This window comes from Streptomyces sp. NPDC041970 (assembly GCF_055588985.1).
Map to the genome: position 1 here is coordinate 262,551 of NZ_JBVJCD010000002.1, position 14,319 is coordinate 276,869.

Sequence of the window (14,319 nt, forward strand, 5' to 3'; positions counted from 1 at the left end):
AGGGCTCCGCCAAAGGATTTGGGCAACCAGCCCAGGACCGTGTAATGTCTTCATCGCTCGCCCCAATAGCTCAGTCGGTAGAGCGTCTCCATGGTAAGGAGAAGGTCTGCGGTTCGATTCCGCATTGGGGCTCTGGTGATCGGGAAACCCCGCTTCGGCGGGGAGACTCGTCATCAAAGCGGTGTAGCTCAGTCGGTAGAGCAAGCGGCTCATAATCGCTGTGTCACCGGTTCAAGTCCGGTCACCGCTACTAACGGTAGCCGATTGTTGGGTCGGTCCTTCGATCGGCTACTCTTTTATGCGTTCATCCGTCCACCGTCCGTCCAAGGAGCACTCACGTGGCTGCCACCGACGTCCGCCCGAAGATCACGCTGGCCTGCGTGGAGTGCAAGGAGCGGAACTACATCACCAAGAAGAACCGGCGTAACAACCCGGACCGTCTTGAGATGAAGAAGCACTGCCCGCGCTGCAACTCGCACACCGCGCACCGCGAAACGCGCTGAATCAGGCTCGTACACGAGGCCGTCCCCTCTGGGGGCGGCCTCGTGTCGTTGTATCGGGTCGCTCCTCGAACGGGGCGCACCCTTTATTCGTCTTTCACCAGGAGGTAGCGAGCACATGGCGCTCGACCAGTCCTTCGTGGGGCGGACCTATCCGCCCACCTCGGCCTACGAGGTCGGCCGGGAGAAGATCCGCGAGTTCGCCGAGGCGGTGGGCGACACCCATCCGGCGTACACCGACGCGGACGCCGCCCGCGCGCTCGGCCATCCCGATGTGATCGCCCCGCCCACCTTCGTCTTCTCCATCACCTACCAGGCCGCCGGCCAGGTGGTGCAGGACCCGCAGTTGGGCCTGGACTACAGCCGGGTCGTCCACGGCGACCAGCGGTTCACCTACGTCCGCCCGGTGCGGGCGGGGGACCGGCTCTCGGTCACCTCGACGATCGAGGGCGTCAAGTCCATGGCGGGCAACGACATCCTGGACGTCCGCGGCGACGTGCGCGACGAGGCCGGCGAGCTGGTCGTCACGGCGTTCATGAAGCTGGTGGCGCGCGCCGCCGAGGAGGCGTGATGACGGCGAAGGTCGGTTACGGGTCGGTCGAGAAGGGGACGGAGCTGCCGCCGCAGTCGTTCCGGGTGACGCGGGCGACGCTCGTGCGGTACGCGGGCGCCTCGGGCGACTTCAACCCCATCCACTGGAACGAGAGGTTCGCCCGCGAGGTCGGGCTGCCCGACGTGATCGCGCACGGCATGTTCACCATGGCCGAGGCGATCCGGGTGGTCACGGACTGGGTCGGCGACCCGGCCGCGGTCGTCGAGTACGGGGTGCGCTTCACGCGGCCGGTCGTCGTGCCCGACGACGACAAGGGCGCGCTGATCGAGGTCAGCGGCAAGGTCGCGGAGAAGCTGGAGGACAACCTGGTCCGCGTGGACCTGGTCGCCGTCTGCGACGGCAAGAAGGTGCTCGGGCTCTCCCGCGCCGTCGTCCGGCTCGCCTGACCCCGAGGCGTACACCGGCCGCAGGACGAGGACGCACGGTCCGCGACCCCGCACAGGCGGCGGGGGCGCGGACCGTACTCTTGTCCCCGTGCAGGAACTCCACGACGCCCCTCTCGCCCCGTTGACCACCTTCCGGCTCGGCGGCCCCGCCGCCCGGCTGCTGACGGCCACCACCGACGCCGAGGTGGTCGCCGCCGTGCGCGATGCCGACGCGAGCGGCGCCCCGCTGCTGGTGATCGGCGGCGGCTCCAACCTGGTCATCGGCGACAAGGGCTTCGACGGCACCGCGATGCGGATCGCCACGCGGGGCTGCACGCTCGCGGGGAACACCCTGGAGCTGGCGGCCGGCGAGGTGTGGACCGACGCCGTGGCCCGGACCGTCGAGGCGGGCCTGGCCGGCGTCGAGTGCCTGGCGGGCATCCCCGGCTCCGCCGGCGCCACGCCCATCCAGAACGTCGGCGCGTACGGGCAGGAGGTGGCCTCCACCATCACGGAGGTCGTCGCCTACGACCGCCGCGCGCGGGAGACCGTGACGATCCCCAACGCGGAGTGCGCGTTCTCCTACCGCCACAGTCGCTTCAAGGCTGAACCCGACCGTTTCGTGGTGCTCCGCGTCCGCTTCGAGCTGGAAGAGGCCGCCGGTCTGTCGGCGCCCCTGCGGTACGCCGAGACGGCCAGGGCGATGGGCGTCGAGCAGGGCGAGCGCGTCCCCCTGGCGGCCGCCCGCGCGACCGTGCTGCGGCTGCGCGCCGGCAAGGGCATGGTCCTCGACCCGGAGGACCACGACACCTGGTCGGCCGGGTCGTTCTTCACCAACCCGCTGCTCGACCCCGCCGCGTACGAGGACTTCCTCGACCGCGTCCGCGAGCGGCTCGGCCCGGACGCGACGCCCCCGGCCTACCCCGCCGAGGACGGCCGCACCAAGACGTCGGCGGCCTGGTTGATCGACCGGGCCGGGTTCGCCAAGGGGTACGGCAGCGGTCCCGCCCGGATCTCCACCAAGCACACCCTCGCCCTCACCAACCGGGGCGGCGCCACCACCGAGGACCTGCTGGCCCTGGCCCGCGAGGTCGTCGACGGGGTGCACGCGGCCTTCGGCGTCACCCTCGTCAACGAGCCCGTGACGGTCGGCGTCAGCCTCTGAGCCGGGACGGCGCGCCCGTCCAGCACGCCGGCCCGGCCGGCGCCATCGCCCGGCGGGCGATGGCGCACTCAGCCGGCCAGCCAGTCGTCGATCCCCGACAGCAGCTTCTCCCGTACGTCGACGGGCGCGGCCGACCCGCGCACGGACTGGCGCGCCAACTCGGCCAGCTCCTCGTCGGTGAACCCGTGGTGGCGGCGCGCCAGCTCGTACTGGGCGGCCAGCCGCGAACCGAACAGCAGCGGGTCGTCCGCCCCCAGCGCCATCGGCACGCCCGCGTCGAACAGGGTGCGCAGGGGGACGTCCTCGGGCTTCTCGTAGACGCCGAGCGCCACGTTGGACGACGGGCAGACCTCGCAGGTCACCCCGCGCTCGGCGAGCTTGCGCAGCAGCCGGGGGTCCTCGGCGGCGCGGACGCCGTGGCCGATGCGCGAGGCGTCGAGGTCGTCCAGGCAGTCGCGCACGCTGGAGGGGCCCGACAGCTCCCCTCCGTGCGGGGCCGCCAGCAGACCGCCCTCGCGGGCGATCGCGAAGGCCCGGTCGAAGTCGCGGGCCATGCCCCGCCGCTCGTCGTTGGAGAGCCCGAACCCGACGACGCCCCGGTCCGCGTACCGCACGGCGAGGCGGGCGAGGGTGCGGGCGTCCAGCGGGTGCTTCATCCGGTTGGCGGCGATCACCACGCGGATCCCGAGGCCGGTGTCCCGAGCGGCGCTGTCCACGGCGTCGAGGATGACCTCGATGGCCGGGATCAGCCCGCCGAGCAGCGGGGCGTACGAGGTGGGGTCGACCTGGATCTCCAGCCAGCCGGAGCCGTCCGCGACGTCCTCCTCCGCGCTCTCGCGGACCAGCCGGTGGATGTCCTGCGGGGACCGCAGGCAGGACCGGGCGATGTCGTAGAGGCGCTGGAAGCGGAACCAGCCGCGTTCGTCGGTCGCCCGCAGCTTGGGCGGCTCGCCGCTGGTCAGGGCGTCGGGGAGGTGGACCCCGTACTTGTCGGCGAGTTCGAGCAGGGTGGTGGGCCGCATCGACCCGGTGAAGTGCAGGTGCAGGTGGGCCTTGGGCAACAGACGTACATCACGCTCCATTGGGAGATCCTGCCGCACGGGCGGGCCGGAGCGGTAGCCGCGTTCCCTCCTGGGGTGCGGCTCGAACAAAAAGCGCCCCCGGCCCAGGGGGCCGGGGGCGCCTCTCGGCGGGTGGTCAGTCCTTGGCCTCGCCCAGCAGCTTCTGCATCCGCGAGACGCCTTCGACGAGGTCCTCGTCGCCCAGGGCGTAGGACAGGCGGAGGTAGCCCGGCGTGCCGAACGCCTCACCGGGGACGACGGCGACCTCGGCCTCGTCCAGGATCAGGGCGGCCAGCTCGACGGTGGTGGCCGGGCGCTTGCCGCGGATCTCCTTGCCCAGCAGCTCCTTCACCGACGGGTAGGCGTAGAACGCGCCCTCGGGCTCCGGGCAGAACACGCCGTTGATCTCGTTGAGCATCCGCACGACGAGCCCGCGGCGGCGGTCGAAGGCGGTGCGCATCTCGGCGACCGCGTCCAGCGGGCCCGACACGGCGGCGAGCGCGGCCGCCTGGGCGACGTTGGACACGTTGGACGTGGCGTGCGACTGGAGGTTGGTCGCGGCCTTGACGACGTCCTTGGGGCCGATGATCCAGCCCACCCGCCAGCCGGTCATCGCGTACGTCTTGGCGACGCCGTTGACGACGATGCACTTGTCCCGCAGCTCGGGGACGATCGCCGGGAGCGAGGTGAAGGCGGCGTCGCCGTAGACGAGGTGCTCGTAGATCTCGTCGGTGAGCACCCACAGGCCGTGCTCGACGGCCCAGCGCCCGATGGCCTCCGCCTCGGCCTCGCTGTAGACGGCCCCGGTCGGGTTGGAGGGCGAGACGAACAGGACGACCTTGGTCCGCTCCGTGCGCGCCGCCTCCAACTGCTCGACGGAGACGCGGTAGCCGGTGGTCTCGTCGGCGACGACCTCGACCGGGACGCCGCCGGCGAGCCGGATCGACTCCGGGTAGGTGGTCCAGTACGGGGCGGGGACGATGACCTCGTCACCCGGATCGAGGATCGCGGCGAAGGCCTCGTAGATGGCCTGCTTGCCGCCGTTGGTCACCAGGATCTGGCCGGCGTCGACCTCGTAGCCGGAGTCGCGCAGCGTCTTCGCCGCGATGGCGGCCTTGAGCTCGGGGAGCCCGCCGGCGGGGGTGTAGCGGTGGTACTTGGGGTTGCGGCAGGCCTCGACGGCGGCGTCGACGATGTAGTCGGGGGTCGGGAAGTCGGGCTCGCCGGCCCCGAAGCCGATCACCGGGCGACCGGCGGCCTTGAGGGCCTTGGCCTTGGCGTCGACGGCGAGGGTCGCGGACTCGGAGATCGCACCGATGCGGGCGGAAACCCGGCGCTCGGACGGTGAAGTTGCAGGGCTCATGGGCCCATGGTCCCAGACCGGAAAAGGCGTCGGCACACGGGTTTCGGCCCCCGGACACCGCCTGGCCGGCCCCCGGACGGGACCGGTCGGCCGCCGTCTGTTCGACGCGGCGGCCCTGAGCACGTACACTCACCTGTCGTTGGCCTTCACCAGCCGCACCGTTTCCGCACCCGTCCACCGGGGGAGATGCGGTAGGTTGGTGGAAACCACCAAGGGTCGTAGCTCAATTGGTAGAGCACTGGTCTCCAAAACCAGCGGTTGGGGGTTCAAGTCCCTCCGGCCCTGCTACACACTCCTTCGCCAGGATGTGTGCGCATGTACGTACTTCATTGCACAGCCGTGCGGCTCCACCGGGCGCGGCACGGCCACGACCCGGAATCAGGTGAGTAGCGTGACGGACGCCGTGGGCTCCATCGACATGCCTGATGCTGAGGACGAAGCTCCCGAGTCGCAGAAGAAGGCTCGGAAGGGCGGCAAGCGCGGCAAGAAGGGCCCTCTGGGCCGGCTGGCGCTGTTCTACCGCCAGATCGTCGCCGAACTCCGTAAGGTTGTTTGGCCGACCCGTAGCCAGCTCTCGACGTACACCACCGTGGTGATCGTGTTCGTCGTCGTCATGATCGGCCTTGTTACCGTTCTTGACCTGGGATTCGCGCGGGTCACCAAGTACGTCTTCGGCTGATCCCGCGGAAGGCGTCCTCGCGACGCCCCTTTCGCACGTTCCACCCCTTTGTATCCAGGAAGAAGCAGCCATCGTGTCTGACCCGAACCTGAACGACGCCGTCGAGCCCGAGGCTGGCGCCTTCGAGTCCGCCGAGGACGAGCTCGACATCGTTGAGGCTGCTGACTCCGTGGACCCGGACCAGGCCGAGGCCGCTGACCTCGCCGCGGGCGAGGCGGCCGAGCAGGCCGCCGTCGCCGAAGCCTCCGAGGAGTCCGACGAGGACGACGCGGTGGCCGCCGAGATCGACGAGGAAGAGGCCGACGAGGCCGTCGAGGAGAGCGCCGAGGACGAGAGCGCCGACGAGGCGGAGGCCGAGCCGGCCGCCCCCGTCGACCCCGTCGCCGCCCTCCGCGAGGAGCTGCGCGGCCTGCCCGGCGAGTGGTACGTCATCCACACGTACGCCGGCTACGAGAAGCGCGTGAAGGCCAACCTGGAGCAGCGCGCCGTCTCGCTCAACGTCGAGGAGTTCATCTACCAGGCCGAAGTGCCCGAGGAAGAGATCGTCCAGATCAAGAACGGCGAGCGCAAGAACGTCCGCCAGAACAAGCTTCCCGGCTACGTCCTGGTCCGCATGGACCTGACGAACGAGTCCTGGGGCGTCGTGCGCAACACGCCCGGCGTCACCGGCTTCGTGGGCAACGCCTACGACCCGTACCCGCTGACCCTGGACGAGATCGTCAAGATGCTCGCCCCCGAGGCCGAGGAGAAGGCCGCCCGCGAGGCCGCCGAGGCCGAGGGCAAGCCGGCTCCCTCCCGCAAGGTCGAGGTCCAGGTGCTGGACTTCGAGGTGGGCGACTCGGTCACCGTCACCGACGGTCCGTTCGCCACCCTGCAGGCCACGATCAACGAGATCAACGCCGACTCGAAGAAGGTCAAGGGCCTCGTCGAGATCTTCGGCCGCGAGACCCCGGTCGAGCTGAGCTTCGACCAGATCCAGAAGAACTAGCGCTCCCGCCGGTTTCTGGACCCATGCCTACCCAGCAGGTCAGAGGGGCTTCGCAGCCCGTCTGACCTGCTGGGTTTTTGGTCGCACAGCTATACCCGTTATCGTTGTGCGGTATGCCTCCATCCGGATGACCGGAATCGGCGGCGAAACACTCTCAACTGGACCCGGAGAGAGCAATGCCTCCCAAGAAGAAGAAGGTCACGGGGCTTATCAAGCTCCAGATCAACGCCGGTGCGGCGAACCCGGCCCCGCCGGTCGGCCCCGCGCTCGGTCAGCACGGCGTCAACATCATGGAGTTCTGCAAGGCCTACAACGCCGCGACCGAGTCGCAGCGCGGCATGGTCGTGCCGGTGGAGATCACGGTCTACGAGGACCGCTCCTTCACCTTCGTCACGAAGACTCCGCCGGCCGCCAAGCTGATCCTCAAGGCCGCGGGTGTGGACAAGGGCTCCGGCGAGCCGCACAAGACCAAGGTCGCCAAGCTGACGGCTGCCCAGGTCCGTGAGATCGCCACGACGAAGCTCCCCGACCTGAACGCCAATGACCTCGACGCCGCGTCGAAGATCATTGCCGGCACCGCCCGCTCCATGGGCATCACGGTCGAAGGCTGATCCAGCCCCCGTAGCCCTCAGTGGTAGGACCAAGCGCTGGTCCGCACCACGACTCCACACTCTGAAAACACAGGAGTAGAAGTGAAGCGCAGCAAGAACCTCCGCGCTGCGGACGCCAAGATCGACCGGGAGCGTGCCTACGCCCCGCTCGAGGCCGTCCGTCTCGCCAAGGACACCGCCTCCACGAAGTTCGACGGCACCGTCGAGGTCGCCTTCTGCCTGGGTGTCGACCCGCGCAAGGCCGACCAGATGGTCCGCGGCACCGTGAACCTCCCGCACGGCACCGGCAAGACCGCCCGGGTCCTGGTCTTCGCGACCGGTGACCGTGCTGCGGCCGCGGAAGCCGCCGGAGCCGACATCGTCGGCGCCGACGAGCTGATCGACGAGGTGGCGAAGGGCCGTCTGGACTTCGACGCCGTCGTCGCCACCCCGGACCTCATGGGCAAGGTCGGCCGCCTGGGCCGCGTGCTCGGTCCGCGTGGTCTGATGCCGAACCCGAAGACCGGCACCGTCACCCCCGATGTCGTGAAGGCCGTCAACGACATCAAGGGCGGCAAGATCGAGTTCCGCGTCGACAAGCACTCGAACCTGCACTTCATCATCGGCAAGGTCTCGTTCGACGACACCAAGCTGGTGGAGAACTACGCGGCGGCGCTGGACGAGATCCTGCGTCTGAAGCCGTCCGCCGCCAAGGGCCGCTACATCAAGAAGGCCACGCTGGCCACCACGATGGGCCCCGGCATCCCGCTGGACGCCAACCGCACCCGCAACCTCCTCGTCGAGGAGGACCCGGCCTCCGTCTGAGCCACCGCGCTCACCCGGTAGCCGCGTCAAGCGCGCACGGTGTGGACGGGCCCCGCGACCTTTCGAGGCGCGGGGCCCGTCCTCGTATCCGGAAGGCTCCGAGCCTGTCCGTGCCCCGTGCCACTGCGGGCGGGCACGGCGGACGGCGCGAGGAGCGGGCCGGTCGCATGAGGACGAGCACGGCACGGCGCGCCGGCACGGCCCCGGCGGCGGCGCTGACGTCACTGGCGGCCTGCGGCGGCTCCGGGGGCTCGGACGAGGACGCACGCGGTCCGGCGGTACGACGGAGGCGGGCCCGGTCGCCGCGCTGAAGCAGGTGCGGCGGAAGACCGGCGGCGCCCGGCCGGCCCGGATCCAGGACGCCACCGAGATGGGCGACGCCCTGGCCAGGAAGCGGTCCGGGGCCATCGGCTGGGCCGACGGCCTCTCGGGCGCGCTGACCATCACCTGCACCAGCGGCGCCATGGCCGACGCCCTGAAGCCGGCCGGCGGCGACGGAACGGTCCGGGCGCGCTTCTCCAGCGACTACGGCACGGGCGTCCCGGCCGAGAAGCGGCCCCCTCGGACACGGTGGACGTCACGAAGACACTGGGCCGGGGGCGGAGCTCCGGGCGCTTCCCGAGCCTCTCCGGCCCCGCCCGAGCCCTCCCGTGAGGGGCGGGCGAGGACCGATTTGCCGGGCGTGGTTCCGGTCGCGTACTCTCAGCAGGAAGCCAAAGACCGCTGGTCGTCGCTGTGCTCTCGTGAGAGGGACGGTGACCGAAGGTTCCGCTGAGATCGGACGACCTGCGCAGGTGACTGTGGAACTGCTCCCGGACGGATTTCCGCCCGGTCGAGCCGCGCCCTGGCACTTGTGCTGGGGCGTTTCGTCTTTCCCGGCCCCTTCTGAGCGGTCCTCATCACCCGGAAGGAGGCCGACGCTCATGGCAAGGCCCGACAAGGCTGCCGCGGTAGCCGAGCTGACGGACCAGTTCCGCAGCTCGAACGCCGCCGTGCTGACCGAGTACCGGGGTCTCACCGTGGCACAGCTCAAGGAGCTGCGCCGTTCGCTCGGTGAGAACGCCCAGTACGCCGTGGTGAAGAACACGCTGACCAAGATTGCGGCCAACGAGGCCGGGATCGACACGCTGGACGACCTGTTCTCGGGTCCGACGGCGGTTGCCTTCGTCACCGGTGACCCGGTGGAGTCGGCGAAGGGTCTTCGTGACTTCGCCAAGGACAACCCGAACCTCATCATCAAGGGCGGTGTCCTTGACGGCAAGGCGCTGTCCGCCGATGAGATCAAGAAGCTCGCGGACCTCGAGTCCCGCGAGGTTCTGCTCTCCAAGCTGGCAGGTGCCATGAAGGGCAAGCAGTCCCAGGCTGCCGCGCTCTTCCAGGCTCTCCCGTCGAAGTTCGTCCGCACCGCGGAAGCGCTTCGTGCCAAGAAGGAAGAGCAGGGCGGTGCCGGTACGCCGGCTCCCGCCGAGGCCGCCGAGTAATTTCGCTCAGCGGTCCAGCGGGCTCCACGTACGCCCGCCGACATATACACCCGGCACCTGCCGAATAGTGGAAGGACGCCTATCATGGCGAAGCTGTCCCAGGACGACCTGCTCGCGCAGTTCGAAGAGATGACCCTCATCGAGCTCTCCGAGTTCGTGAAGGCCTTCGAGGCGAAGTTCGACGTCACCGCCGCCGCCCCGGCCGCCGTCGTCGCCGCGGGCCCGGGCGCCCCGGCCGCCGAGGCCGCTGTCGAGCAGGACGAGTTCGACGTCATCCTCACCGGCGCCGGCGAGAAGAAGATCCAGGTCATCAAGGTCGTGCGTGAGCTGACCTCGCTGGGCCTGAAGGAGGCCAAGGACCTCGTCGACGGCACCCCGAAGCCGGTCCTCGAGAAGGTCGCCAAGGAGGCCGCCGAGAAGGCTGCCGAGTCCCTCAAGGCCGCTGGCGCCTCCGTCGAGGTCAAGTGACTCGACGAGTCTTCTGACTCTCCCGAGGCCGTCCCCGTCGTAAGGCGGTGACGTCACCTCGCCGAAGGGCGATCACCCATCCGGGTGGTCGCCCTTCGGCGTGCCCGTGGCGGCTGCCTTGCCCTTCCGCGGACGCCGAGTAGGGTGATCTTCGCCGTGCGCCTCCCGCGGGCCCCGGAGGGGCCCCTGCGGGCGTCCCAGGGGGCGGGCGGCGAGGGGCCGAGGAGGTCCGTACGGACCGGTGGCCTTGACGAACCGGACGCGGCGCGCAATTCTCAGGACGCGTCATCATCTCGATCCGCATCCGAGGCATGGATCGAGAGTGGAGAGGGCAGTAAAGAAGTGCGCATCCCGCGCGAGGGCTAGTCATAGGTGTTGAGAACAAGCTGTTGAGAGCAACGTGGGTCTCTGAGAACCCCGACTGGACATCAGTGTGCCGCTTGGCTACACTGACCCTTTGCGCTGCCTGTTAGCTGCCTCCTGCCCGTCACCAGGGGCATACCCACGCTGAAGCACCGATGAACGACCCCCTCCGATCCGGGCGTACGCGACCGGTTCGGGAACGGTCCGTCGATGTGTCCAGAGTGGGACCGGTACGCGCGTAGTGAGTCCGAGCCCTCGGAAGGACCCCCTCTTGGCCGCCTCGCGCAACGCCTCGACCGCGAATACGAACCACGGTGCCAGCACCGCCCCGCTGCGCATCTCCTTTGCAAAGATCAAGGAGCCCCTCGAGGTTCCGAACCTCCTCGCGCTGCAGACCGAGAGCTTTGACTGGCTCCTCGGCAACGCCGCCTGGAAGGCTCGCGTCGAGGCTGCTCTGGACAGTGGACAAGACGTCCCCACCAAGTCCGGCCTGGAGGAGATCTTCGAGGAGATCTCACCGATCGAGGACTTCTCCGGGTCGATGTCGCTCACGTTCCGCGACCATCGCTTCGAGCCCCCGAAGAACTCGATCGACGAGTGCAAGGAGCGCGACTTCACGTTCGCGGCCCCGCTCTTCGTCACGGCCGAGTTCACCAACAACGAGACCGGCGAGATCAAGTCCCAGACGGTCTTCATGGGCGACTTCCCGCTCATGACCAACAAGGGCACCTTCGTCATCAACGGCACCGAGCGTGTCGTCGTGTCGCAGCTCGTCCGCTCGCCGGGTGTCTACTTCGACTCCTCCATCGACAAGACGTCCGACAAGGACATCTTCTCCGCCAAGATCATCCCCTCTCGGGGCGCCTGGCTGGAGATGGAGATCGACAAGCGCGACATGGTCGGTGTCCGCATCGACCGCAAGCGCAAGCAGTCCGTCACCGTCCTCCTGAAGGCGCTCGGCTGGACCACCGAGCAGATCCTGGAGGAGTTCGGCGAGTACGAGTCGATGCGCGCCACCCTGGAGAAGGACCACACCCAGGGCCAGGACGACGCGCTGCTCGACATCTACCGCAAGCTGCGTCCGGGCGAGCCGCCCACGCGCGAGGCCGCTCAGACGCTGCTCGAGAACCTCTACTTCAACCCGAAGCGCTACGACCTCGCGAAGGTCGGCCGCTACAAGGTGAACAAGAAGCTCGGCGCCGACGAGCCGCTGGACGCCGGGGTGCTCACCACCGACGACGTCATCGCGACCATCAAGTACCTGGTCAAGCTGCACGCCGGTGAGACCGAGACGATCGGTGAGTCGGGCCGGGAGATCGTCGTCGAGACCGACGACATCGACCACTTCGGCAACCGCCGTCTGCGCAACGTCGGCGAGCTCATCCAGAACCAGGTCCGCACGGGCCTGGCGCGGATGGAGCGCGTCGTGCGCGAGCGCATGACGACCCAGGACGTCGAGGCGATCACGCCGCAGACCCTGATCAACATCCGGCCGGTCGTCGCCTCCATCAAGGAGTTCTTCGGCACCAGCCAGCTCTCGCAGTTCATGGACCAGAACAACCCGCTCTCGGGTCTCACCCACAAGCGCCGCCTGTCGGCGCTGGGTCCGGGTGGCCTCTCCCGTGAGCGGGCCGGCTTCGAGGTCCGCGACGTGCACCCGTCCCACTACGGACGCATGTGCCCGATCGAGACCCCCGAAGGCCCGAACATCGGTCTGATCGGTTCGCTCGCCTCGTACGGCCGCGTCAACGCGTTCGGCTTCATCGAGACGCCGTACCGCAAGGTCGTCGACGGCCAGGTCACCGACGACGTCGACTACATCACGGCCGACGAGGAGGACCGCTTCGTCATCGCCCAGGCGAACGCGACCCTCTCCGACGACCTGCGCTTCACCGAGCCCCGCGTCCTGGTCCGCCGCCGCGGCGGGGAGGTCGACTACGTGCCCGGCACGGAGGTCGACTACATGGACGTCTCGCCGCGCCAGATGGTGTCCGTCGCGACCGCGATGATCCCCTTCCTGGAGCACGACGACGCCAACCGCGCGCTCATGGGCGCGAACATGATGCGGCAGGCGGTGCCGCTCATCAAGTCGGAGGCCCCGCTGGTGGGCACCGGCATGGAGTACCGCTGCGCCACCGACGCGGGCGACGTGCTGAAGGCCGAGAAGGACGGTGTGGTCCAGGAGGTCTCCGCGGACTACATCACCGTCACGAACGACGACGGCACGTACACCACGTACCGCATCGCCAAGTTCATGCGCTCCAACCAGGGCACCTCGGTCAACCAGAAGGTCGTCGTCTCCGAGGGGGACCGGGTCGTCGCCGACCAGGTCCTCGCCGACGGACCGGCCACCGAGAACGGCGAGATGGCCCTCGGCAAGAACCTGCTCGTGGCGTTCATGCCGTGGGAGGGTCACAACTACGAGGACGCGATCATCCTGTCGCAGCGCCTCGTGCAGGACGACGTCCTCTCCTCGATCCACATCGAGGAGCACGAGGTCGACGCCCGTGACACCAAGCTCGGCCCGGAGGAGATCACTCGGGACATCCCGAACGTCTCCGAGGAGGTCCTCGCCGACCTCGACGAGCGCGGCATCATCCGGATCGGCGCCGAGGTCGTCGCCGGCGACATCCTCGTCGGCAAGGTCACGCCCAAGGGCGAGACCGAGCTGACCCCCGAGGAGCGCCTGCTCCGCGCGATCTTCGGTGAGAAGGCGCGCGAGGTGCGCGACACCTCGCTGAAGGTGCCGCACGGCGAGATCGGCAAGGTCATCGGCGTCCGCGTCTTCGACCGCGAGGAGGGCGACGAGCTGCCGCCGGGCGTGAACCAGCTCGTCCGCGTCTACGTCGCGCAGAAGCGCAAGATCACCGACGGTGACAAGCTCGCCGGCCGCCACGGCAACAAGGGCGTCATCTCCAAGATCCTGCCGATCGAGGACATGCCGTTCCTGGAGGACGGCACCCCGGTCGACATCATCCTCAACCCGCTCGGCGTCCCGTCCCGCATGAACCCGGGACAGGTCCTGGAGATCCACCTCGGCTGGCTCGCCAGCCGCGGCTGGGACGTCTCCGGCCTCGGTGAGGAGTGGGCCCAGCGCCTGCAGGCCATCGGCGCCGACAAGGTCGCCCCCGGCACCAACGTCGCCACGCCCGTCTTCGACGGTGCGCGCGAGGACGAGATCTCCGGCCTCTTCGAGGCCACGATCCCCAACCGCGACGGCGACCGCCTGGTGCAGCCCTCCGGCAAGGCCAATCTGTTCGACGGCCGCTCCGGCGAGCCGTTCCCGGAGCCGGTCTCGGTCGGGTACATGTACATCCTCAAGCTGCACCACCTGGTCGACGACAAGCTCCACGCGCGTTCGACCGGCCCGTACTCCATGATCACCCAGCAGCCGCTGGGTGGTAAGGCGCAGTTCGGTGGTCAGCGCTTCGGTGAGATGGAGGTGTGGGCCCTTGAGGCCTACGGCGCCGCATACGCCCTCCAGGAGCTCCTGACGATCAAGTCCGACGACGTGACCGGCCGCGTGAAGGTCTACGAGGCCATCGTCAAGGGCGAGAACATCCCCGAGCCCGGCATTCCCGAGTCCTTCAAGGTGCTCATCAAGGAAATGCAGTCGCTCTGCCTCAACGTGGAGGTGCTGTCCTCGGACGGCATGTCCATCGAGATGCGCGACACGGACGAGGACGTCTTCCGTGCGGCGGAGGAGCTCGGTATCGACCTGTCCCGGCGCGAGCCGAGCAGCGTCGAAGAGGTCTGACGGGCCGGGGGGGGGGGGGGGGGGGGGGGGGGGGGGGGGGGGGGGGGGGGGGGGGGGGGGGGGGGGGGGGGGGGGGGGGGGGGGGGAGGGGGGGGGGGGGG

At 69.2% G+C, this 14,319-nt stretch carries 13 protein-coding genes and 3 tRNA genes; 14 read left to right on the forward strand and 2 right to left on the reverse strand.

Annotation, left to right across the window (positions count from 1 at the left end):
• Positions 1-59: 59 nt before the first annotated feature.
• From ACZ6EJ_RS02465 to ACZ6EJ_RS02490, 6 genes are all read left to right on the forward strand, one after another.
• Positions 60-132: transfer RNA gene (locus tag ACZ6EJ_RS02465), tRNA-Thr, on the forward strand.
• A 45-nt stretch (positions 133-177) separates the two neighbouring features.
• Positions 178-250, forward strand: a tRNA-Met gene (locus tag ACZ6EJ_RS02470).
• An 88-nt stretch (positions 251-338) separates the two neighbouring features.
• Complete coding sequence (rpmG, locus tag ACZ6EJ_RS02475) at positions 339-503, forward strand: 50S ribosomal protein L33 (RefSeq protein WP_003956487.1); 165 nt, start codon at positions 339-341, stop codon at positions 501-503.
• 115 nt (positions 504-618) lie between these two features.
• Positions 619-1,071 carry an FAS1-like dehydratase domain-containing protein gene (locus ACZ6EJ_RS02480; protein ID WP_469263957.1) on the forward strand — a complete coding sequence of 151 codons (453 nt, stop codon included), beginning with the start codon at positions 619-621 and terminating at the stop codon, positions 1,069-1,071.
• A complete protein-coding gene (locus ACZ6EJ_RS02485) occupies positions 1,071-1,499 on the forward strand; it encodes a MaoC family dehydratase (RefSeq protein ID WP_469263959.1) in 429 nt (142 codons plus the stop codon). Before ACZ6EJ_RS02480 ends, ACZ6EJ_RS02485 begins: the two co-directional genes overlap by 1 nt.
• A gap of 88 nt (positions 1,500-1,587) precedes the next feature.
• Complete coding sequence (locus ACZ6EJ_RS02490) at positions 1,588-2,643, forward strand: UDP-N-acetylmuramate dehydrogenase (RefSeq protein WP_469263960.1); 1,056 nt, start codon at positions 1,588-1,590, stop codon at positions 2,641-2,643.
• Positions 2,644-2,711: 68 nt separating this feature from the next.
• Here the strand turns inward: ACZ6EJ_RS02490 and ACZ6EJ_RS02495 are convergent, their stop codons facing one another.
• Positions 2,712-3,725 carry an adenosine deaminase gene (locus ACZ6EJ_RS02495; protein WP_469263961.1) on the reverse strand — a complete coding sequence of 338 codons (1,014 nt, stop codon included), beginning with the start codon at positions 3,723-3,725 and terminating at the stop codon, positions 2,712-2,714.
• Positions 3,726-3,840: 115 nt separating this feature from the next.
• Positions 3,841-5,067, reverse strand: coding sequence for a pyridoxal phosphate-dependent aminotransferase (locus tag ACZ6EJ_RS02500; protein WP_469263962.1), 1,227 nt, complete (start codon positions 5,065-5,067; stop codon positions 3,841-3,843).
• A gap of 212 nt (positions 5,068-5,279) precedes the next feature.
• Between ACZ6EJ_RS02500 and ACZ6EJ_RS02505 the strand changes: the two genes are divergently transcribed.
• The 8 genes from ACZ6EJ_RS02505 to rpoB all read left to right on the forward strand — a co-directional run bounded on the left by ACZ6EJ_RS02505 (position 5,280) and on the right by rpoB (position 14,218).
• A tRNA-Trp gene (locus ACZ6EJ_RS02505) sits at positions 5,280-5,352 on the forward strand.
• 106 nt (positions 5,353-5,458) lie between these two features.
• Positions 5,459-5,746, forward strand: a complete 288-nt coding sequence (gene secE / locus ACZ6EJ_RS02510) for a preprotein translocase subunit SecE (protein WP_469263963.1) — start codon at positions 5,459-5,461, stop codon at positions 5,744-5,746.
• A 73-nt stretch (positions 5,747-5,819) separates the two neighbouring features.
• Entirely contained in the window at positions 5,820-6,734 is a 915-nt protein-coding gene (gene nusG / locus ACZ6EJ_RS02515) for a transcription termination/antitermination protein NusG (RefSeq protein ID WP_469263966.1), read from the forward strand.
• Between the two features lie 176 nt (positions 6,735-6,910).
• The gene (gene rplK / locus ACZ6EJ_RS02520) at positions 6,911-7,345 is read left to right on the forward strand and encodes a 50S ribosomal protein L11 (protein WP_003967000.1); all 435 of its coding nucleotides are present in this window, start codon (positions 6,911-6,913) and stop codon (positions 7,343-7,345) included.
• Positions 7,346-7,426: 81 nt separating this feature from the next.
• Entirely contained in the window at positions 7,427-8,149 is a 723-nt protein-coding gene (gene rplA / locus ACZ6EJ_RS02525; RefSeq protein ID WP_469263968.1) for a 50S ribosomal protein L1, read from the forward strand.
• Positions 8,150-9,072: 923 nt separating this feature from the next.
• Positions 9,073-9,630: a 50S ribosomal protein L10 gene (gene rplJ / locus ACZ6EJ_RS02530; RefSeq protein ID WP_096625024.1), complete on the forward strand. Its 558-nt coding sequence runs from the start codon at positions 9,073-9,075 to the stop codon at positions 9,628-9,630.
• Positions 9,631-9,714: 84 nt separating this feature from the next.
• Positions 9,715-10,098, forward strand: a complete 384-nt coding sequence (gene rplL / locus ACZ6EJ_RS02535; protein WP_469263970.1) for a 50S ribosomal protein L7/L12 — start codon at positions 9,715-9,717, stop codon at positions 10,096-10,098.
• Positions 10,099-10,732: 634 nt separating this feature from the next.
• Positions 10,733-14,218, forward strand: coding sequence for a DNA-directed RNA polymerase subunit beta (gene rpoB / locus ACZ6EJ_RS02540; protein WP_469263972.1), 3,486 nt, complete (start codon positions 10,733-10,735; stop codon positions 14,216-14,218).
• The last annotated feature ends 101 nt before the right edge of the window (positions 14,219-14,319 follow it).